Source organism: Rhizobium changzhiense (assembly GCF_013087625.1).
GTDB classification, from domain to species: domain Bacteria; phylum Pseudomonadota; class Alphaproteobacteria; order Rhizobiales; family Rhizobiaceae; genus Rhizobium; species Rhizobium sophorae.
Map to the genome: position 1 here is coordinate 78,214 of NZ_JABFCQ010000006.1, position 20,234 is coordinate 98,447.

A 20,234-nucleotide genomic window follows, 5' to 3' on the forward strand; every position below is an offset into this window, starting at 1 on the left:
AGAATGATATCCATCATGATCGTGACTCCTGTTGTTCTTCTTGGAGTCAGACAAGACAAAGGGCGCTGGGAGGCCGCCTTTCATGCTTTCTGGCGTGGAGATGATCTTTTCGATCTCTCGGCCATCAATATGGAGCCGAAGCGCATAAAGGTTCGAGACGGACGACAGGCCATCAATATAAAAATCTTATAAATGCCCTTCCGAGGCCGCTCGCCATTAGAGCCGGCTGGCGCAGTTTCGGACAAGCCGATGCCGGTAAGGAGCCTCGGCAAACGCGAGTGAGCATTTTTTCATTTGTTGAGCAAAAGCCTTCGCAATCTGGTTGAATTGGGAAGGCTTCGGGCCTTATAGTCGGCTTCGACGCTGCCCGACGGAGTCATGGGCAAGCCATTAGGGAAGGAAACCGACGATGACCAAAGTCCGTGCGCTTGTCCTCGAGCGCCAGCATGAGCTTGCGCTCCGCGATATCGATCTGCCGCTCGAAACCGGCCCCGGCGAGGTGAAGATCAGGATCCACACAGTCGGCGTCTGCGGTTCGGATGTGCATTATTACACCCACGGCAAGATCGGCCCCTTCGTCGTCAACGCGCCGATGGTGCTCGGCCATGAGGCGGCGGGCACGGTGGTCGAGGTCGGCGCCGGCGTCACGCATCTCAAAGTCGGCGACCGCGTCTGCATGGAGCCGGGCATTCCCGATCCGAATTCCAAGGCAAGCCGGCTTGGCATGTACAATATCGACCCGGCCGTCACCTTCTGGGCGACCCCGCCCATCCACGGCGTGCTGACGCCCGAGGTCGTGCATCCCGCCAACTACACCTTCAAGCTGCCCGACAATGTCAGCTTTGCCGAAGGCGCCATGGTCGAGCCTTTCGCCGTCGGCATGCAGGCGGCAGCCAAGGCGAAGATTACGCCGGGCGACACTGCCGTCGTCCTCGGTGCCGGGCCGATCGGCACGATGGTGGCGATCGCGGCCCTTGCCGGCGGCTGCGCCCGCGCGATCGTCGCCGATCTCGCCCAGCCGAAGCTCGATATCGCCGCACAGTACCAGGGCGTCATTCCGGTCAATATCCGCGAGAAGAACCTGGCCGAAGAGGTTGCCCGGCTGACCGACGGCTGGGGCGCCGATGTCGTCTTCGAATGCTCCGGCTCGCCGAAGGCCTGGGAGACGATCATGGCGCTGCCGCGCCCGGGTGGCGTCATCGTTGTCGTCGGCCTGCCGGTCAATCCGATCGGCTTCGACGTCTCGACGGCATCCACCAAGGAAATCCGCATCGAGACGGTGTTCCGCTACGCGCATCAGTATGAACGCTCGATCGCACTGCTCGGCTCGGGTCGCGTCGATCTGAAGCCGCTGATTTCCGAGACCTTTAAGTTCGAGGATTCGATCACGGCGTTTGATCGCGCCGTCGAGGCCCGGCCGAGCGACGTGAAGCTGCAGATCGTAATGGACTAGAGCATGATGCCGAAAAGTGTGATCGGTTTTCGAACGACATCATGCTCCAACTATATAATTTAGAACAGGATTCAGATTTTAGGCCGACCCGGCCTAAAATCATGCTGTTCTAGGACGCCATACGGCTACGAGTGTCTGGCGCTCAGTTTCATCTTGCGAAAGGCAAGAACCGCGGCTGCGACGACAGCCGCGGCTCCGACTGCGATCAGCAGATGGCGATGAAGCGGAAGGTGGCCCAATGTCTGTTGGATGCCGTGCCCGAAGAGATAACCGAGCGCCGTGAACAGCTGCCCCCACACCAGCGCGGCCACAGCATTCAGGATGATGAATTTTCCGGTCGCTATTCGTGTCGTCCCGATGACGATCGGGCTGATCGTCCGCAACCCCACAAGAAAACGAAACGCAAGGATGAAGCCGGTCGGATATCTTTCCAGAAGCCGGGTTACGCGCGCCAGCGCCGGTGTTTCCATCAGCCGGCGGACGAGACCCCATCGAGCGGCATAACGGCCGGCGAAGAACCAGAACTGATCGCCGGCGAAGGAGCCTGCCGTTGCCGCAAGCGACGCCGACCAATAGGTCAGCAGCCCGCGGTGGGAAATCACGCCGCCAAGGAAGGCGGCTGTTTCGCCCTCGAAGGCGGCGCCCAGAAATATCGCCAGCAGGCCATAGTGCTCGATCAGCAGTTCGATAGACACTCAGCCCGCCTCCAGCTGTCGATTTCGAAGCATCAATTCATAGCTAAACCGGCTTCAAATCCCCAAGCAGCGTCGGGATCAGCTCCGACACCGTCGGATGGATCGGCACCGACCATTGCAATGCGGGATAGGTCGTTCCTGCATTCATCGCATCTATGATGCCGTGGATCACCTCGTCGCCTTCGATGCCGAGGATCGCCGCACCGAGTATTTTTTTTGTCTCGGCGTCGGCGATCACCTTCATGAAACCCTTGGTCTCTCCGCGCTCGTTGGCGCGGCCGACGCGGCTCATCGGCCGGGTCGAGATCATGATCCTTCGTCCCGAGGCGCGCGCCTGCTTCTCCGTCATGCCGACACGGCCAAGCGGCGGGTCGATGTAGAGTGCATAGGCCGGGATGCGGTTCGAGACCTTGCGATCGTCGCCGTCGAGCAGGTTGGCGGCGGCGATCTCGAAATCATTGTAGGAGGTGTGGGTGAAGGCGCCGTGGCCGTTGCAGTCGCCGAGCGCCCAGATGCCGTCGACATTGGTGGCAAGCCTGTCGTCGACGGCAATGAAGCCGCGTCCGTCGGTGATGACGCCGGCGGCATCGAGGCCGAGATCGTCGGTGTTCGGCTTGCGTCCGGTGGCAATCAGAACATGGCTCGCATCGATCCTCGCTGAATCGGTGGCGACCGTTATTCCGTCGCTGCTCTTGGCAAAGGCGATGTCGCTGGCGCCGGTATGAATGTCGATGCCCTCCGAGCGCAGGACATCGGCGATCGCGTCGGATATATCCTCGTCCTCGCGCGATGCGAGCTTCGGGCCATGCTCGATGACGCTGACTTCGGCGCCGAAGCGGCGATACATCTGCGCGAATTCCAGTCCGATATAACTGCCGCCGATCACGGCCAGATGCCGGGGCAGCGTGTCGAGATGGATGATCGAGGTGCTGGTGAGATAGTCGATATTGTTGATCCCGGGCAGGTCGGGGATGACCGGCCGCGCGCCGACATTGAGGAAGATGCGCGGTGCGGTCAGCGTCTCGCCGTGGACGCTGACGGTCTTGGGATCCTCAAAACGGGCGTGGCCGTAAATAACGGTCATGCCCTCCATGCCGGTAAGCCAGCCGATCAAGCCGTTGCGGGCATTCATCGTCACGGTTTCGGCGCGCGCCCTAACCACCTTCATGTCGATGGCGATCTCGCCAGGGATATTGACGCCGTAAGCAGCGCTGTTTCTTGCGACATGGGCGGCGCGGGCGCTGGCGACCAGCGTCTTCGTTGGCATGCAGCCGGCATTGACGCAGGTGCCGCCGAGGAACTTGCGCTCGATCAGCGCCACCTTCATGCCCTTTTCGACCATCCTGGCGGCAAGAAACGGGCCGGCCTGGCCGGCGCCGATAACGATCGCGTCGAAACTTTTCATGCGACGGCCCCCACGATCAGCACCGCGCCGATGACGGCGACGGCATCCTCGATGAGAGCGGCCGGCAGATCCTTGCCGAAGGAGGCGGCAAGCCTGCTGCGGACGGCGGCGCCACCATATGTGCCGATGACGGCGCCGATCACGCCGGCGATCAGCCCGCCGAAAAGCAGGCTGCTGGCGGCACCGATCGTGGCGCCGGCCAGCGCGCCCGTGACAATCCGGGCACCGAATTGCACCGGCACCTTACGCGACGGCGTCGATGGCAACTGGTCGGTGATCAGTTCGACGACGGCGAGGAGCGTGAGGATCCACGGCGTCCATTGGTAACCCATGAAGGCAAGCGGCGTCTGCGACACGTCGAACCATCCAAGCGCCGCGCCCCAGGCGACGGCGGCGGGCGCCGTCATGGCGCGAAGCCCGGCAATGACACCAATCAGCAATGCAAGAAGCAGAAACATGCATGGTCCCCCTTTTGCCGGCTCTTGCCGTCGTGAGGGAAGGTTGCACATTGTCAGGCGCGTGGCAATTCGCCCTTTCGCGCCAATGCGCTAGTTCGCAAAGGCGGCAATGCCGGTGATCGCCCGACCGATGATCAGCGCGTGGATGTCGTGCGTGCCCTCATAGGTGTTGACCACTTCGAGGTTGACGAGGTGACGGGCAATGCCGAATTCGTCGGAGATGCCGTTGCCGCCGAGCATGTCGCGGGCCGCCCGCGCGATCTCCAGCGCCTTGCCGCAGCTGTTGCGCTTGAGGATCGAGGTCAGCTCCACCGGCGGATGGCCTTCCTCCTTCATACGGCCGAGCCGCAGGCAGCCCTGAAGGCCGAGCGAGATCTCCGCGGCCATGTCGGCGAGCTTCTTCTGGATTAACTGGTTGGCGGCAAGCGGCCGGCCGAACTGCTTGCGCTCCAGCGTGTATTGCAGCGCTCTCGCATAACAATCCTCGGCAGCACCGAGCGCGCCCCAGGCGATGCCGAAACGAGCCGAGTTGAGGCAGGTGAAAGGTCCCTTGAGGCCGGTCACATCAGGCAGAAGGTTTTCCTCAGGCACGAAGACCCCCTCCATCACCACTTCGCCGGTGATCGAGGCGCGTAAGCCCACCTTCCCGTGGATGGCGGGAGCCGAAAGCCCTTTCCAGCCCTTTTCGAGGATGAAGCCGCGGATGAGGCCGTCCTCGGTCTTTGCCCAGACGACGAAGACATCGGCGATCGGCGCGTTGGAGATCCAGGTCTTCGAGCCGGTGAGGCTGTAGCCGCCGTCGACCTTCTTGGCGCGCGTCGCCATCGAGCCGGGGTCGGAGCCGTGATCGGGTTCGGTCAGGCCGAAGCAGCCGATCCATTCGCCGGTCGCGAGTTTCGGCAGGTATTTCAGCTTCTGCGCCTCGGAGCCGAAGGTTTCGATCGGCACCATCACGAGCGAGGACTGCACGCTCATCATCGAGCGGTAGCCGCTGTCGACCCTTTCGACCTCGCGGGCGACCAGACCGTAGGCGACGTAACCGAGGCCGGCGCCGCCATAATCCGGCGAGATCGTCGGGCCGAGCAGGCCGAGTTCGCCCATTTCGCGGAAGATCTCAGGATCGGTCTTTTCATTGCGGAAGGCATCGAGAACACGGGGCGCCAGCTTCTCCTGCGCATAGGCGTGGGCAGTGTCCTGCACCATGCGCTCTTCGCTGGTCAGCTGCTCCACCAGCCGGAACGGATCGGCCCAGTCGAAAACCTCGCGCGTATGCTGCATGGCCGCGTCTCCTCATCCCGATTCTGGCTTGCCTCGCTTAAGTTGGCCATAGACCCGCCAGCCCATCGCGTCAACAGAAGGGGCAGTCTCGAAAAGACGGGCCGCGCCATCTTTTCAAAAGCGCCGGCATGATCCACTTTGCCCGCGATCGATTCTGCAACGAGGAGGCGGAAATGTCGTCAAGCGATCTGTTCGTATCGGCCGATGGCGCCGAATGGGTCAATCCCGAGCCCGGCGTCGTCAGGCGCATCATGACCTATCTGCCCGAGATGATGATGGTGGAAGTGGCCTTCGAAAGCGGCGCCGTGGGAGCCGCCCATTCGCATCCGCACATTCAGGCCAGCTACGTCGCCGAAGGCAGTTTCGAAGTGACGATCGATGGCCGGACCGAGGTACTGAAACAGGGCGGCAGCTTCATTGTCCCCCCCAATCTGGTCCATGGCGTCAAGGCGCTGGAAAAGGGCCGGCTTATCGATGCGTTCACCCCGCATCGAGCCGAATTCCTGAAGTAACCAGAGCATGATGCCGAAAACTGCGAGCGGTTTTCGCACGACACTCATGCTCTAATTAAATATCCGCTCTTGCCCGGCGCGCCGGGCCGGCGGCGGTGACATAGGGCGGCACGAAGCGCGCATCCTCGCCGCGCACCGCCTCGCGCAGGAAATCGATGACGGCGCGCACGCGCGGCACCTGTTTCAGGTCACGGTGGCAGGTGATCCAGTAATGGCGCTTGAGGTCGATCTCTTCGGGCAGCACGCGCACCAGTTCGGGATAACGGCTGGCGAAGAAATAGGGCAGGATGCAGAGGCCGAGGCCGTTTCGAGTGGCGGTGAGCTGCGCAAAGATGCTGGAGCTCTGGAACTGCGGCTTGATGCGCGGGTGCACATCGCCGAGATAATCCAGGCCCGGCGCGAAGATCATTTCCTCGATATAGCTGACGAAGGGATGGTTGAGCAGGTCTTCGCGGCTGGTAATCGCAGGCGCCTTTGCCAGATAATCGCGCGAGCCATAGACCTGCAGGTGGTAGTCCGTCAGCTTCTCGGCGAAATAAGCCCCGCCCTTCGGCTCATCGAGCACGACGGAAATATCGGCCTCCTTACGCGACAGCGACATGATCTGCTGGATCGTCACCAGTTCGAGCGAGAGATGCGGATGCTGCGCGGCAAACTGCGGCAGCACGGTTGCGAAGAAGAAATTGGCAAAACCCTCCGGCGCGCTCAGCCGCACAAGGCCGCGCTGCGCCATCGAGCCGTCGGCGAGGTCGGCGCGCAGCCGCTCGGTCTCCTGCTCCATTCTTTCGGCCGTCTCGACGAAGCGCGTGCCCATGGCGGTCAGCACATAGCCGCGCGGATTGCGCTCGAACAGCTTGACCTTGAGGGTGAACTCCAGCCGGTCGATGCGGCGTGAGACGGTGGCGTGACTGGATCGCAGCTGGCGCGCCGCGGTCGACAGCTGTCCAGTGCGGGCGACGGCTAGAAAAAACTGCAGATCGTCCCAAGTAAACTGCGGTGGATTGTTCATCGCGATCTTCTCTGTTCAAAAACGAACAGATACTGTTTGGAATTAGTTGTAAATCACCCGTTGCCTCAGGGCGGAATTTCCGTGATCGTAAGGTGAGGGTCCGTCGTTCTGAGGAGTGCGGCTGGCCAAATTTGAACAGATCCGCAATCTGGCCAATCTCTGGGAGGAGATCATATGCGAAAGAATCTCATTGCATCAGTTGCATTTCTGCTTGCGAGCAGCACAGCGGTGCTCGCGCAGAGCGCGACCGACGGCAAGGTCAAGATCGGCATCCTGAACGACCAGTCGGGTGTCTATGCCGATTTCGGCGGCAAGTCCTCCGTCGAAGCCGCCAAGATGGCGGTCGAGGATTTCGGCGGTAAGGTGCTCGACGTTCCGGTCGAGATCGTCGATGCCGACCACCAGAACAAGCCTGATATCGCCTCCAACATCGCCCGCCAGTGGTACGACACCGAGCAGGTGGATGCGATCATGGAACTGACGACCTCGTCGGTGGCGCTCGCCGTGCAGGCGATCGGCAAGGAAAAGAAGAAGATCGACATCGTCACCGGTGCGGCGACGACCGACCTCACCGGCAAGGCCTGCTCGCCTTATGGCTTCCATTGGGCCTATGACACGCATGCACTCGCCGTCGGCACCGGCGGCGCACTGGTCAAGCAGGGCGGCGACAGCTGGTTCTTCCTGACCGCGGATTATGCCTTTGGTTATTCGCTGGAGCAGCAGACCAGCGAATATGTCAAGGCGAGCGGCGGCACGGTCGTCGGCGCCGTCCGCCATCCGCTGTCGAGCCAGGACTTCTCGTCCTTCCTGCTGCAGGCGCAATCATCCGGCGCCAAGGTGATCGGCCTTGCCAATGCCGGCCTCGACACCGCAAACGCCATCAAGCAGGCGGCGGAATTCGGCATCACCCAGGGCGGCCAACATCTGGCGGCGCTGCTGTTCACGCTTGCCGAAGTCCATGGCCTCGGCCTCGAGGCGGCGCAGGGGCTGACGCTGACGGAAGGTTATTACTGGAACCGCGACGACGAGAGCCGCGCCTTCGCCAAGAAGTTCTTCGCCCGCACCGGCAAGATGCCGAACATGGTTCATGCCGGCACCTATTCGGCGGTGACGCAATATCTGAAGGCGGTGCAAAAGGCCGGCACCGACGAAACGGAAGCCGTCGCCAAGCACCTGCATGAAATGCCGGTCGACGACGTCTTCGGCCGCGGCGGCACGGTCGGCGCCAACGGCCGGATGATCCACGACATGTACCTGCTGCAGGTCAAGAAGCCGTCCGAAAGCAAGGAGCCCTGGGATTACTTCAACGTTCTTGCCACCATTCCCGGCAAGGAAGCCTATATCGATCCCGCCAAAAGCGGCTGCGATCTGGTGAAGTGAGCACGATGGCGGTTTCCGCGATTGAAACTCAGGAAAAGCCGCGGGTGGTCTTGTCCGCCCGCGGCCTGCGCCGCGATTTCGGCGGCTTCACGGCCGTCAAGAACGTCGATCTCGATGTGCATGACGCAAGCGTGCATGCACTGATCGGCCCGAACGGCGCCGGCAAGACAACGGTCTTCAACCTGCTGACCAAGTTCCTGCAGCCGACCTCAGGCACCATCAGCCTGATGGGCGTTGACATCACCGGAACGCCGCCCGACAAGGTGGCGCGCATGGGGCTGGTCCGCTCTTTCCAGATCTCGGCGGTCTTCCCGCATCTGACCGTTCTCGACAATGTCCGCGTGGCGCTGCAGCGACCGAACAATCTTTCCACACAGTTCTGGCGGCCGCTTTCCGCACTCGACCGGCTCAACGAGCGCGCTGAGCAGCTGCTCGCCAGCGTCGGACTGTCCAAGGAGCGCGATCATATCGCCGCCGACCTTTCCTATGGCCGCAAGCGCGTGCTGGAGATCGCCACCACACTGGCGCTCGATCCCAAGGTGCTGCTGCTCGACGAGCCGATGGCCGGCATGGGGCAGGAGGATGTCGGCGTCGTCTCCTTGATCATCCGCGAGGTCGCCCGGGATCGCGCCGTATTGATGGTCGAGCACAATCTCTCCGTCGTCGCCAATATCTGCCAGCATGTCACCGTGCTGCAGCGCGGCGAGATTCTCGCCGAAGGCGACTATGCGACCGTTAGCCAGGACGAGCGTGTGCGTGTGGCCTATATGGGCACGGAGGAGCATTGATGGCCACTCTCCTCCAAGTCCAGGGGCTCAATGCCTGGTACGGCGAAAGCCACGTCCTGCACGGCGTCGACATGCGCGTGGCCGAAGGCGAGACGATCACCATTCTCGGCCGCAACGGCGTCGGCAAGACGACGACGCTGCGCACCATCACCGGCATCGTGCGCTCCCGCAAGGGCAAGATCAGCTTTGACGGCAGCGATATGATGCAGGTGCCGCTGCATAAGACGGCGCATCGGGGCATCGGCTTCGTGCCGGAGGAGCGCGGCATCTTCTCGACGCTCACCGTTTCGGAAAACCTGCTGCTGCCGCCAGTCGTGGCAGGGGGCGGCATGACGCTCGACGAAATCTACGAGCTTTTCCCCAATCTCTACGAGCGCCGCGCCAGCCCGGGCACCAAGCTTTCCGGCGGTGAGCAGCAGATGCTGGCGATCGCCCGAATCCTCCGCACCGGCGTCAGGCTGCTCATTCTCGACGAACCGACGGAAGGGCTTGCCCCCGTTATCGTCCAGCGCATTGGCGAGGTGCTGAAGACGCTGAAAGAGCGCGGCATGACGATCCTGCTCGTCGAGCAGAATTTCCGTTTCGCCAGCCGTATTGCCGATCGCTTCTATCTGATGGATCATGGGCAGATGGTGTCGGAATTCCCGGTCGGTGAACTGCCGCAGCGCATGGATACGCTGCACAAGGTTCTGGGAGTATGACCAGATGACGATGATCTTCGGCATTCCCCTGCAGGCGCTGTTCGGCCAGCTGCTGATCGGCCTGATCAACGGCTCGTTCTATGCGCTGCTCAGCCTCGGCCTCGCCATCATCTTCGGCCTGCTCAGGGTGATCAACTTCGCCCATGGCGCGCAATATATGCTCGGCGCCTTCGTCGCCTACCTGCTGCTGACCTATGCCGGCATCGGTTACTGGCCGTCATTGATCCTGGCGCCCGTTATCGTCGGCCTTGCCGGCGCTATCATCGAGCGGCTGTTCCTGCGCCGGCTCTACGATCTCGATCCGCTCTACGGCCTGCTCTTCACCTTCGGGCTGGCGCTCGCGGTCGAGGGCACCTTCCGCTATCTCTACGGCTCTTCCGGCCAGCCCTATGCGACGCCGGCAGCCCTTGCCGGCGGGGCCAACCTCGGCTTCATGTTCCTGCCGATCTATCGCGGCTGGGTGGTAGTCGTCTCGCTTGTGGTCTGCCTCGGCACATGGCTGCTGATCGAGAAAACCAAACTCGGGGCTTACCTGCGTGCCGCCACCGAAAACGCCGTGCTGGTACAGGTCTTCGGCGTCAACGTGCCGGTGCTCTTGACGCTCACCTACGCGCTCGGCGCCGGTCTCGCTGCCTTTGCCGGGGTGCTCGCGGCGCCGATCTACCAGGTCTCGCCGCTGATGGGCTCGAACATGATCATCGTCGTCTTCGCCGTCGTCGTCGTCGGCGGCATGGGATCGATCATGGGCGCGATCATCACCGGTTATGTGCTCGGCATCGCGGAGGGCCTGACCAAGGTCTTCTATCCCGAGGCGTCCAACATCGTGATCTTCGTCATCATGGCGATCGTGCTTCTCATCAGGCCCGCGGGCCTCTTCGGACGGGATGCTTGACATGGCTGACATCACCGAAACCATCCAAACGGAAAAAAGCCGAACCGCCCTTTCGGTGCAGGCGGGTTTCCTGCTTGCGGGACTGCTGCTCCTGCTCTTGGCACCGTTCTTTTTCTATCCGATCTTCCTGATGAAGCTGCTCTGCTTCGCGCTCTTTGCCTGCGCCTTCAACCTGTTGCTCGGCTATACCGGCCTGCTGTCCTTCGGCCACGCCACCTTCTTCGGCGGTGCTGCCTATTTCACCGCCTATACGGTGAAGGAATGGGGCCTGCCGCCGGAACTCGGCATCCTGATCGGGGTGGCGGGTGCGGCGTTTCTTGGCCTCGTCATGGGCTTCTTCGCCATCCGCCGCCAGGGCATCTATTTCGCGATGATCACGCTGGCGCTGTCGCAGATGTTCTTCTTCTTCTGCCTGCAGGCGGAGTTCACCGAAGGCGAGGACGGTATCCAGTCGGTGCCGCGCGGCCATCTCTTCGGTTTCATTGACCTGAACAGTTCGACCAACATGTATTATTTCGTGCTGGCCGTCTTTCTCGTCGGCATCTTGGTCATCTGGCGCTTTATCAATTCGCCCTTCGGCATGATTCTGAAATCGATCCGCGAAAATGAGCAGCGGGCAATCTCGCTCGGTTATTCCGTAGCGCGCTACAAGCTCGGCGCTTTCGTCATGTCGGCAGCGCTTGCCGGGCTCGCGGGCGCGGTGAAATCGATCGTCTTCCAGTTCGCGACGCTGACCGATGTCGCCTGGCAGATGTCGGGCGAGGTGATCCTGATGACGCTGCTCGGCGGCATCGGCACGCTGATCGGCCCGCTCTTCGGCGCCGGGCTGGTGGTGGTGCTGGAAAACTACCTCGCCACCTCGGAATTCCCGGTGACGATCATCACCGGCATCGTCTTCATGGTCTGCGTGCTGATCTTCCGCCGCGGCATCATCGGCGAATTCTACGCCTCGCGGCTGGGGCGGAAACTCGGCTTCGTCTATCGCCGCTGAACGGGCGGACCTCTCTCTTTCCGGAAAGAAACTCTTTCCCGGGAAAGAGACGGGCGGCGGCGCTGCGACTCTTCCTCTCCCCGCGCCGCGGGGAGGGGGAAGCGGCAAGCATCTGGAGTCTCATGCGGGGCATGGATCGTTACGACTATATCATCGTCGGGGCAGGCAGCGCCGGCTGCGTGCTCGCCAACCGGCTGTCTGCCGATGGCCGGAGCCGGGTGCTGCTGCTGGAAGCCGGTGGCAGCGACAACTACCACTGGATCCATATTCCGGTCGGTTATCTCTATTGCATCAACAATCCGCGCACCGACTGGTGCTTCACCACGGCGCCGGAAGCGGGATTGAACGGCCGGGCGCTGAGCTATCCGCGCGGCAAGGTGCTCGGCGGCTGCTCGTCGATCAACGGCATGATCTACATGCGCGGCCAGGCGCGCGATTACGATCTTTGGCGGCAGATGGGCTGCAGCGGCTGGGGCTGGGACGATGTTCTGCCCTTCTTCCGCAAGTCGGAGGATTTTTATCGCGGCGAAGACGAGATGCATGGTGCCGGCGGGGAATGGCGCATCGAGAAAGCGCGCGTGCGCTGGGCCGTGCTCGATGCCTTTCAGCAAGCTGCCAGGGAAGCGGGCATCCCGGAGACTGCGGATTTCAACCGCGGCAGCAACGAGGGTTCCGGCTATTTCGACGTCAACCAACGCTCCGGCATTCGCTGGAACACTTCGAAGGCCTTCCTGCGGCCGGCGATGAGGCGCTCCAACCTGACCGTGCTCACCAAGGCGCAGGTCCGGCGCCTGTTGGTGGAGGAAGGCGCCGTTGCCGGCGTCGAGTTCCAGCATCGCGGCGTGGCGAAGCGCGCCTATGCCGCCAAAGAAACCGTCCTTTCGGCCGGTTCGATCGGCTCGCCGCATATTCTGGAACTGTCCGGCATCGGCAGGGGGGAGGTTCTCCAGCGCGCCGGCGTCGATGTCGTCACCGAGGTCAAGGGTGTCGGCGAGAACCTGCAGGACCATCTGCAGCTGCGTCTGGCCTACAAGGTGACGGGGGTTCCGACGCTGAACGAGAAGGCGACGAAGCTGATCGGCAAGGCGGCGATCGGGCTCGAATATCTCGTCCGCCGCTCCGGGCCGATGGCGATGGCGCCGAGCCAGCTTGGCATCTTCACCCGATCGGGCCCCGACCGGGAAACGCCTGATCTGCAATATCACGTGCAGCCGGTCTCGCTGGAAAAGTTCGGCGATCCCGTCCACCCTTTCCCGGCAATCACCGCGAGCGTCTGCAATCTGAGGCCGGAAAGCCGCGGTTCGGTCCACCTGTCCAGCCCGGATTTTGCCGCTCAGCCGACGATCAGCCCGAAATACCTCTCGACGCAGCGCGATCGTGACATAGCTGTCCGTTCAATACGGTTGACGCGCAAGATCGTCGCGCAGCCTTCGTTTGCCCGTTTCAGGCCGGAGGAATTCAAGCCGGGGCCCTCCTATCAGACGGAGGCCGATCTGGAGCGGGCGGCGGGCGAGATCGGCACGACGATCTTTCATCCTGTCGGCACCTGCCGCATGGGCGCCGACAGGGACAGCGTCGTCGATCCCCGGTTGAAGCTCAGGGCGCTCGGCAAGCTCAGGATCGCCGACGCCTCGGTGATGCCGTCGATCACCTCGGGCAACACCAATTCGCCGACGATCATGATCGCCGAAAAGGCGGCTGCGATGATCCTCGAAGACAATCGATAGGAGAAGACCATGGCAAGGATCGCATTCATCGGCCTCGGCAACATGGGTGGGCCGATGGCGGCCAATCTGGTCAAATCAGGTCACGAGGTCCTCGGCTTCGATCTCGCGGCTTCGGTGCTGAAGGCCGCCGAGGAGAGCGGCGTCAAGCCGGCAAGCCATGCCAGCCAGGCGGTCAAGGACGCGGAGATCATCATCACCATGCTGCCGCAGGGCAGACACGTGCTGACGGCCTGGACCGATATCCTGCAGTCCGCCGCGCAAGGCACGCTGGTCATCGATTGCTCGACCATCGATGTCGAAAGCAGCCGCAAGGCGCATGAGATGGCCAAGGCCGCAAGCTGCCTGTCGCTCGACGCTCCCGTCTCCGGCGGCACCGGCGGGGCGAGCGCCGGCACACTGACCTTCATGGCCGGCGGCTCGGAAGAGGCCTTCGCCAGGGCAAAACCAATCCTCGAGGCCATGGGAAAGAAGATCGTCCATTGCGGCGAGGCGGGTGCGGGCCAGGCAGCGAAGATCTGTAACAACATGATCCTCGGCATTTCGATGGTGGGCGTCTGCGAGGCCTTCGTGCTCGCCGAGAAGCTCGGGCTCTCGCATCAGGCACTGTTCGACGTCGCCTCGACCTCATCAGGCCAATGCTGGTCGCTCAATACCTATTGCCCGGTTCCGGGGCCGGTGCCGACTTCGCCCGCCAACAACGGCTATAAGCCGGGTTTTGCCGCGGCTTTGATGCTGAAGGATCTGAGGTTGTCCCAGGAAGCGGCGCTGACGAGCGGCGCTTCCACGCCGCTCGGCGCGGAAGCAGCACAGCTTTTTGCGCTCTTCGAGAAGCTGGGCAATGGCGGAAAGGATTTTTCCGCGATCATCGAGATGTTCCGCGAGAAGGCGTAGGCACTAATCCCTTCCGCCATCATTGCTGAACCTCCTTTCGCGAAAGCAGCCAGATGAGATAGGGGCCGCCGATCAGGGCCGCGAAGAGGCCGACCGGCACCTGGTAGGGGTAGATGACGACGCGCGACAGCCAGTCGGCGGCCATCAGCACGCCGGCGCCGAAGAGAAGGCTCGATATCAGCTGGTGGCCCGGGGCGCGAAAGCCGGCAAGGCGGGCAAGATGCGGCGCGATGAGACCGGTCAGGCTGAGCGGCCCGACGAGGAAGGAGGCGATCGCCGTCATCAGCGCGGCCAGGACGGCAAGTGCCAGTCGGCTTGCCCCGACATGAAGGCCGGCAGCGCGGCTGGGGCCGGCGCCGAGCGGCAGGATCGTCAGCCAGCGGCTGAGGAAGGGCAAGGGCGCTGTCAGCACGACGAGCGAGATGATGGCCGTCCAGGCTTCGAAGGCGCCGGCGCGGTTGGTCGAGCCGGAAAGCCATGTGAGCAGGATATAGCCGCGCATATCGCCCTGGGCGAGCACCATGGTGACGATCGCCATGGCGAAGGCGCCGATGCCGACGCCGGCAAGCAGCATGCGTTCCGGCGAGAATTGGGCGCGGGCTGATATGGCGATCATCGCAAGGAAGGCGGCCAGCGCGCCGAGCGCCATGGCAAGCAGCATGATGACGGGCGAGGGGAAGCCGAAGAGGAAGAGCGCCACGGTCAGGCCCGCACCGGCACCGCTGCTGACGCCCAGCACTTCGGGGCTGGCGATCGGATTGCCGGTGACGCGCTGCATGATGAAGCCGGCTGCCGCCAGCATGGCCCCGGCCCCGGCCGCCACGATTGTTCGCGGCAGTCGGAAGGGCAGGAGATCGGTCAAGAGCGAGCCGGTCGCAACATGCCAGCCGTCCTCGGCTGGGCCGAGGATGAGGACGATGGCAAAGATCAGGGCGAGGGCAATAAAGAGTGCGCCAAGAGCCAGAAGCGGCCTAACGAGCCTGTTCAGCGCTGCATTCGACTGGGCGGCAACGGCCGAAACGGAATGCACGCGCGGCAGCAGGCAGAGCAATAAGGGGCCGCCGAGCAGGGCGGTTGCGGCTCCTGTCGGGGCAAGATCGGTGAAGCCGGGGCCGAGGATCTGGGTGAGGCAATCGGTCAGGAAGAGCAGGCCGGCCCCAGTCAGCGGAGCTGTCAGCATCAGTCTGCCAGTGCTGCGCGCGCCGGCAAGCCTTGCGATTGCGGGGGCGGCGAGCCCGATGAAGCCGATCACGCCGACCACTGATATCACTGAGGCGGCAAGCCAGACGGCGAGCGCGACGATCGCCAGGCGGGTCGAATGCAGGGCAAGGCCGAGGCTCCTGGCGCCGCTGTCGTCGAGGGCAAGGATGCGGAGCGGCCGCACCAGCAAAAGAGCGGCGGCAAAGCCGAGGATAAGCCGGGGCCCGAGCGAGCGCGCGCCGTTCCAATCCTGCTGACTGAGCGAACCGGCGCCCCAGATGTAGATCGACATGGCATATTCGCCGCGCGAAAGGATCAGCGTGACGCTGAGGGCCGAGGCGATCAGGCTGACGATCAGGCCGGAGAGTGCCACGGTCACCGGATCGAGCCCGCGCCGCCAGCTCAAAGCCAGCACGATGGCAACAGCCGCGAGCCCGCCGCCGAAGGCGGCCATCTCGCGCGAAAATCCGATGAGCAGGGGCGAGAAGCCCATGGCCGCCGTCATTGCCAGTTCCGCCCCGGAGGCAATGCCGAGCGTGGAAGCATCGGCAATCGGATTGCGCAGGACACGCTGCAGCAATGTGCCGGAAAGGCCGAGCGCGGCGCCGGCGATCAGGGCCAACGCAGCCCGGGGCATGATGCTGTTCCAGAGCAGCACCCCGTTCAGCATGGCCGCATCGGCATCGTCGTGCGGAACCTCGGGACGTGTCGCGATGAGGAGTGCGAAGACAATGATGCAGAGTAAGGCCAGGATCATGCCGATAACGGGCGTGCTCGAGCTTCGCGCGGGCCTGGCGCGGCTAACCATTCCATGCATGGCTGAGCCCCTCCGCCAGAAGATCGGCAAAACGGGCAGCGGCCGGCAGTGCGCCATAGGGGTTGATCGAGCCGAGCATCAGCACGCGTTTCTCGCGCACGGCCGGCAACGCATTCCAGAAGCTGCTGGCTGAAAGCGTGGCGAGCGCATCGGCCGGCTGTGGCGGGATCATGACGATCCAGGCGTCGGGCATCGATGCCAATATCTCGATGCCGACGGGAGCTGCGGCCGAGTAGCTGGTCTGAGCCTGCCAGGCATTGGTGAGACCGACGCGTTTCAGCACCTCGCCGAACATGCTGTCGGAGCCGAAGACACGGAAATGCCGGGCATCGCCGAGATTGATCGGGATCACCGGCCGTCCGTCGCCGGCGGCAAAGACAGCCCGGTAGCGGTCGAGCCGGGCTGCAAGCTCTTCGGTCAACTGTCTCGCTGCGGCAAGCTGCAGACGCTCGCCGATTGCAACTGTGGCCTGTTCGGCCAGCGCAAAGGGGCTTTGGCCGGGCGTGTAGATCGCATGGCTTTCCACAGGTGCGACCCCGCGCATGCGTTCGTCTGCCCAAGCATAGAAGTTAGAGTTGAAGATCAGGTCCGGCCGTGCAAACCGCAGCACCTCGAAATTCGGCGTGCCGCGCAGACCGAGATCGGCGGTCGTGGCCGGCACGTCAGGCGTGACTGCCACCTCGCGGAATTGCCGCAGTTCGGTCGCCGCAACGACGTTCGCGCCAATTGCCAGCAGGGTTTCGAGCAGCGCCCAGTCGAGCGTTGCGACGCGTAGGCCCTCTGCCGCCCGCAAACGCGCGGGGGCGGAGAGCGAGGCCGCCGCAGCGGCCAGAAACTGCCTGCGGGAGAAGAACGCCAAAAAAGCCATGGCCTACAACAGATAGCTGACCGGTTCGTTTCGAACCGGATGCGGGAAGACGCCCATGCCGACGCCGAAGATCGACTGCAGCGTATCGGCCTGCATGATCTCGGTGGGCGTGCCCTCGGCCGTGATCCGGCCGCGATTGAGCGCGATGATCGCGTCACAATAGCGCGCGGCGAGGTTGATATCGTGCAACACGATGATGACGGTCAGCCCGCGTTCATGGCTGAGTTCCTTGACCAGCGAGAGAACGCTGGCCTGATGGGCGAGGTCGAGCGCCGACGTCGGCTCGTCGAGCAGCAGGCAGCGGGCGTCCTGGGCGAGCATCATGGCGATCCAGGCGCGCTGGCGTTCGCCGCCGGACATGCTGGCGACGAGACGATCGGCAAAATCCTCGAGTTCGGTGCGGATGATCGCCTCTTCGACCATGCTGCGATCCATCGCGGTGAAGCGGCCAAGCGTGCCGTGCCAGGGAAAACGGCCGAGCGCCACAAGTTCCCGCACGGTCATCCCGTCGGTCGCCGGCGTGAATTGCGGCATATAGGCGACGTGCCGGGCAAAGGCCCGGCTGCCCCAGTCACCCGCCGGCTTGCCGTCGAAGGAGATGGCGCCGGATTTCGGCCCGACTTGGCGGGCGACGATCTTCAACAGAGTGCTCTTGCCCGACCCGTTCGGCCCCACCAGTCCGTAAATGCGGCCGCGCTCAAGCGTCAGGTCGATGCCGGACAGGATGGATTTCGGCCCGATGGCATAATCTATCCGCGAGAGGGCAAGGAAAGGCGAAGGCATGGTCTGCTCCAGGTTCGGCGCTGCAACGGGTTCGGGAGGGCAGGCCCTCCCTTTCCCCACAGGTTCCTGCAAAACTAAACTAAGATTGTCAACTTACCACTTCCTGCTGAGCTTGAAGGTGACGGTGCGGGCATCGCCGTAACCGCAGACGGTCAGCCCGCCGCAACCCTTGACATATTCCTTGTCGAAGAGGTTCGCGACGTTGAGCGAGGCGCCCCAGTTTTCCTTCTCGTAGCGGATCGCAGCGTCGACGAGCGTTGCGGCCGGCACTTTCTCGGTATTGGCCTCATCGGCCCAGGACCAGCCCTGATGGCGGACGCCGGCACCCAAGCTCATGCCCTCGAAAGTCCCTGTCGTCAGCGTGTAGTCGATCCAGAGAGAGGCGGTCACCTTCGGGACGATATAGGGTGAATTGCCGACCAGCGCCGGATTGGCGTCGTTCTCCATCACCTCCATGTCGGTATAGGCGAGCGATGCGAGAACCTTCCAGTTCTCGTTGATATTGACCTTGCCCTCGAGTTCGGCGCCGCGCGAAACCACCTCGCCGAGCTGGCTCTGCGCGAAGGTTGCCGGATTGGTGACCGTGTTGTTGCGCTTGGTGATGTGGAAGATCGACGCCGTCAGCGAGCCGTCGATGAAGGTCGGCTCATATTTGATGCCGCCTTCGAACTGCTCGCCTTCCTCTGGCTCAAGAGCGCCGGACACGCCGGTGCCGACAAGCGGGTTGAAGAAAGTCGCGGCGCTGACATAGGGCGTCAGGCCGTTGTCGAACTCATAGGCAAGGCCGATGCGGCCGCTGAGCGCGCTGTCGTTGGTGCTGTAGGTCGTGCCGATTACGGCGTCCTGGTCGATATCGACATAGTCGTAGCGGCCGTTGAGCGTCAGCAGCCAGCCATCGCCGAAATGGATCCGATCCTGGGCGTAGACGCCGATCTGGTTCTTGGTAACGACGCCGTCCGCATAGACGAAATTGGCGCCCTGTATCGTGCCATAGATGGGATCGGTTGCGCTGATCGAATTGGAGCCGCAGCAGGCCTGCCAATTTTCCAGGCGATAATAGGTGTAGTCGAGCCCGACGAGAAGATTATGCGTGGCGCCGCCGATTTCGGTCTCGCCTTCGATCCTGTTGTCGATCGAGAAGCTATCGACCCCCGAACGGCCTTCGAAGCCGATGCGCGCCAACTGATAGTCCGGACCCGTCGGCACGCCGCCGACCCAGCCGTTCAGGTAGGGGCCGATCTCATGCTTGTCGAGATGGCCGTAGCGCGCATTCTGTGAGAATTTGATGCCATTGTCGAATTCATGTTCGAATTCGTAGCCGATCATCTTCTGCACATAGCTGCCGTCGTCGATGTCGGGCTCACCATAGAAAGCGTCGCGATCGATCTTGCCGAAAGGCGCATCCTCGGCAGTGCCGACATAGGGGAAGAAGCCGTTGCCGGTATGGACCTGGTCGAGGCCGGCGAGGTAGCCCCAGACGGTGAGGCTGGTGCTGTCATCCGGCGAAATGGTGAGCTGCGGCATGATGAAGCCGCGCAGATCCTCGGAAAAATCCGAATAATTGTCGCCGCCGGCAACCTTGCCGGTGATGCGATAACTCATCGTTCCGCTGGAGCCGACCTTGTCGGAGACATCGAAGCCGGTGAAGGCATTGCCGTTGCTGTTGATGCCGATCTCGGTATAGAAGAGCGGCTCGTCGAGCGGGCGCTTGCGGACGAGATTTACGATGCCGCCGGGGTTTGCTCCGCCGTAAAGCACGGAGGCCGGACCCTTCAGCACCTCGACGCGCTCCAGCATGAAGGGATCGAGCTGAAAGCCGCCGAAGCCATAGCTAAAGAGCGTGAGATTATCGAAGAAGACGCCGGTCTGCGTCGCGTCGAAGCCGCGGATATAGAACCAGTCGGTATCGCCGTCGTTGCCAAAAGGCTGCGCGGTGACACCAGGCGTATAGAGCAACACCTCGTCGATCTTGTTGGTGATGCCGCGATCGTCCATTTCCTCCGTGCCGATGACGGAGACGGATTGCGGGATTTCGTTGAGCGGGGTGTCGCTCTTCGAGCCGGCGGAGGAGTTCTTGGCGACATAGCCTTTGACAGGGCTGGTGGCGGTGTCGCCGCCGCCCTGGATGACGATCGGCGCGAGTTCAGTCGAATTCGCTTCCTGTGCCGCGGCGGATCCCGCGATCAGACCGGCGACCGCAACGCCTGCCAATAGAGTTGCCTTGAAAATGAGACCCCTGGTCTGCCCGCTCATATGTCCTATACCCCACTCGTGCCGCGCGATACTTAGCGTGCGGCGAAGCCCTGAATAAGATGAGTGATTAACTCAGTTTTACCGGGGTGGATTGTCGCGATCGGGGAAAATTGAACGTTTTTGGGCAATTCTC

General features: G+C 62.8%; 19 protein-coding genes. 10 read left to right on the forward strand and 9 right to left on the reverse strand.

Annotation, left to right across the window (positions count from 1 at the left end):
• Positions 1–15: 15 nt before the first annotated feature.
• Complete coding sequence (locus G9X68_RS25710) at positions 16–192, forward strand: hypothetical protein (protein WP_244956249.1); 177 nt, start codon at positions 16–18, stop codon at positions 190–192.
• 217 nt (positions 193–409) lie between these two features.
• A complete protein-coding gene (locus G9X68_RS25715; RefSeq protein ID WP_171604796.1) occupies positions 410–1,453 on the forward strand; it encodes an NAD(P)-dependent alcohol dehydrogenase in 1,044 nt (347 codons plus the stop codon).
• A gap of 125 nt (positions 1,454–1,578) precedes the next feature.
• On the opposite strand, the gene G9X68_RS25720 is transcribed toward G9X68_RS25715, so the two are convergent.
• From G9X68_RS25720 to G9X68_RS25735, 4 genes are all read right to left on the reverse strand, one after another.
• Positions 1,579–2,148 (reverse strand): VTT domain-containing protein, encoded by a 570-nt coding sequence (locus tag G9X68_RS25720; RefSeq protein WP_171604797.1) that lies wholly within the window; start codon positions 2,146–2,148, stop codon positions 1,579–1,581.
• A 43-nt stretch (positions 2,149–2,191) separates the two neighbouring features.
• Complete coding sequence (locus G9X68_RS25725) at positions 2,192–3,553, reverse strand: FAD-containing oxidoreductase (RefSeq protein WP_171604798.1); 1,362 nt, start codon at positions 3,551–3,553, stop codon at positions 2,192–2,194.
• Positions 3,550–4,011, reverse strand: a complete 462-nt coding sequence (locus G9X68_RS25730; RefSeq protein ID WP_168312191.1) for a DUF4126 family protein — start codon at positions 4,009–4,011, stop codon at positions 3,550–3,552. The genes G9X68_RS25725 and G9X68_RS25730 overlap by 4 nt, the downstream gene beginning before the upstream one ends.
• Positions 4,012–4,101: 90 nt before the next feature.
• Positions 4,102–5,289, reverse strand: a complete 1,188-nt coding sequence (locus G9X68_RS25735) for an acyl-CoA dehydrogenase (protein WP_171604799.1) — start codon at positions 5,287–5,289, stop codon at positions 4,102–4,104.
• Positions 5,290–5,462: 173 nt separating this feature from the next.
• Between G9X68_RS25735 and G9X68_RS25740 the strand changes: the two genes are divergently transcribed.
• Positions 5,463–5,801 carry a cupin domain-containing protein gene (locus G9X68_RS25740; protein ID WP_168312193.1) on the forward strand — a complete coding sequence of 113 codons (339 nt, stop codon included), beginning with the start codon at positions 5,463–5,465 and terminating at the stop codon, positions 5,799–5,801.
• A 55-nt stretch (positions 5,802–5,856) separates the two neighbouring features.
• On the opposite strand, the gene G9X68_RS25745 is transcribed toward G9X68_RS25740, so the two are convergent.
• Complete coding sequence (locus G9X68_RS25745; protein ID WP_171604800.1) at positions 5,857–6,810, reverse strand: LysR family transcriptional regulator; 954 nt, start codon at positions 6,808–6,810, stop codon at positions 5,857–5,859.
• Positions 6,811–6,984: 174 nt separating this feature from the next.
• Here G9X68_RS25745 and G9X68_RS25750 point away from each other — a divergent pair, with 174 nt between their 5' ends.
• The 7 genes from G9X68_RS25750 (at position 6,985) to mmsB (ending at position 14,180) form a co-directional block, all read left to right on the forward strand.
• A complete protein-coding gene (locus G9X68_RS25750; protein WP_171604801.1) occupies positions 6,985–8,190 on the forward strand; it encodes an ABC transporter substrate-binding protein in 1,206 nt (401 codons plus the stop codon).
• 5 nt (positions 8,191–8,195) lie between these two features.
• A complete protein-coding gene (locus tag G9X68_RS25755) occupies positions 8,196–8,978 on the forward strand; it encodes an ABC transporter ATP-binding protein (RefSeq protein ID WP_171604802.1) in 783 nt (260 codons plus the stop codon).
• Positions 8,978–9,679, forward strand: coding sequence for an ABC transporter ATP-binding protein (locus tag G9X68_RS25760; protein WP_171604803.1), 702 nt, complete (start codon positions 8,978–8,980; stop codon positions 9,677–9,679). The genes G9X68_RS25755 and G9X68_RS25760 overlap by 1 nt, the downstream gene beginning before the upstream one ends.
• Positions 9,680–9,683: 4 nt before the next feature.
• Entirely contained in the window at positions 9,684–10,571 is an 888-nt protein-coding gene (locus G9X68_RS25765) for a branched-chain amino acid ABC transporter permease (protein WP_003547797.1), read from the forward strand.
• A 1-nt stretch (position 10,572) separates the two neighbouring features.
• Positions 10,573–11,562, forward strand: coding sequence for a branched-chain amino acid ABC transporter permease (locus G9X68_RS25770; RefSeq protein WP_171604804.1), 990 nt, complete (start codon positions 10,573–10,575; stop codon positions 11,560–11,562).
• 131 nt (positions 11,563–11,693) lie between these two features.
• Complete coding sequence (locus tag G9X68_RS25775; protein ID WP_171605068.1) at positions 11,694–13,289, forward strand: GMC family oxidoreductase; 1,596 nt, start codon at positions 11,694–11,696, stop codon at positions 13,287–13,289.
• 9 nt (positions 13,290–13,298) lie between these two features.
• Entirely contained in the window at positions 13,299–14,180 is an 882-nt protein-coding gene (gene mmsB / locus G9X68_RS25780; RefSeq protein ID WP_171604805.1) for a 3-hydroxyisobutyrate dehydrogenase, read from the forward strand.
• Positions 14,181–14,199: 19 nt separating this feature from the next.
• Here the strand turns inward: mmsB and fhuB are convergent, their stop codons facing one another.
• From fhuB to G9X68_RS25800, 4 genes are all read right to left on the reverse strand, one after another.
• The gene (fhuB, locus tag G9X68_RS25785; RefSeq protein ID WP_171605069.1) at positions 14,200–16,188 is read right to left on the reverse strand and encodes a Fe(3+)-hydroxamate ABC transporter permease FhuB; all 1,989 of its coding nucleotides are present in this window, start codon (positions 16,186–16,188) and stop codon (positions 14,200–14,202) included.
• Positions 16,181–17,065, reverse strand: a complete 885-nt coding sequence (locus G9X68_RS25790) for an ABC transporter substrate-binding protein (protein WP_171604806.1) — start codon at positions 17,063–17,065, stop codon at positions 16,181–16,183. The genes fhuB and G9X68_RS25790 overlap by 8 nt, the downstream gene beginning before the upstream one ends.
• Positions 17,066–17,068: 3 nt before the next feature.
• Entirely contained in the window at positions 17,069–17,848 is a 780-nt protein-coding gene (locus G9X68_RS25795; protein WP_171604807.1) for an ABC transporter ATP-binding protein, read from the reverse strand.
• 93 nt (positions 17,849–17,941) lie between these two features.
• Positions 17,942–20,101, reverse strand: coding sequence for a TonB-dependent siderophore receptor (locus G9X68_RS25800; RefSeq protein WP_171604808.1), 2,160 nt, complete (start codon positions 20,099–20,101; stop codon positions 17,942–17,944).
• Positions 20,102–20,234 lie beyond the last annotated feature (133 nt).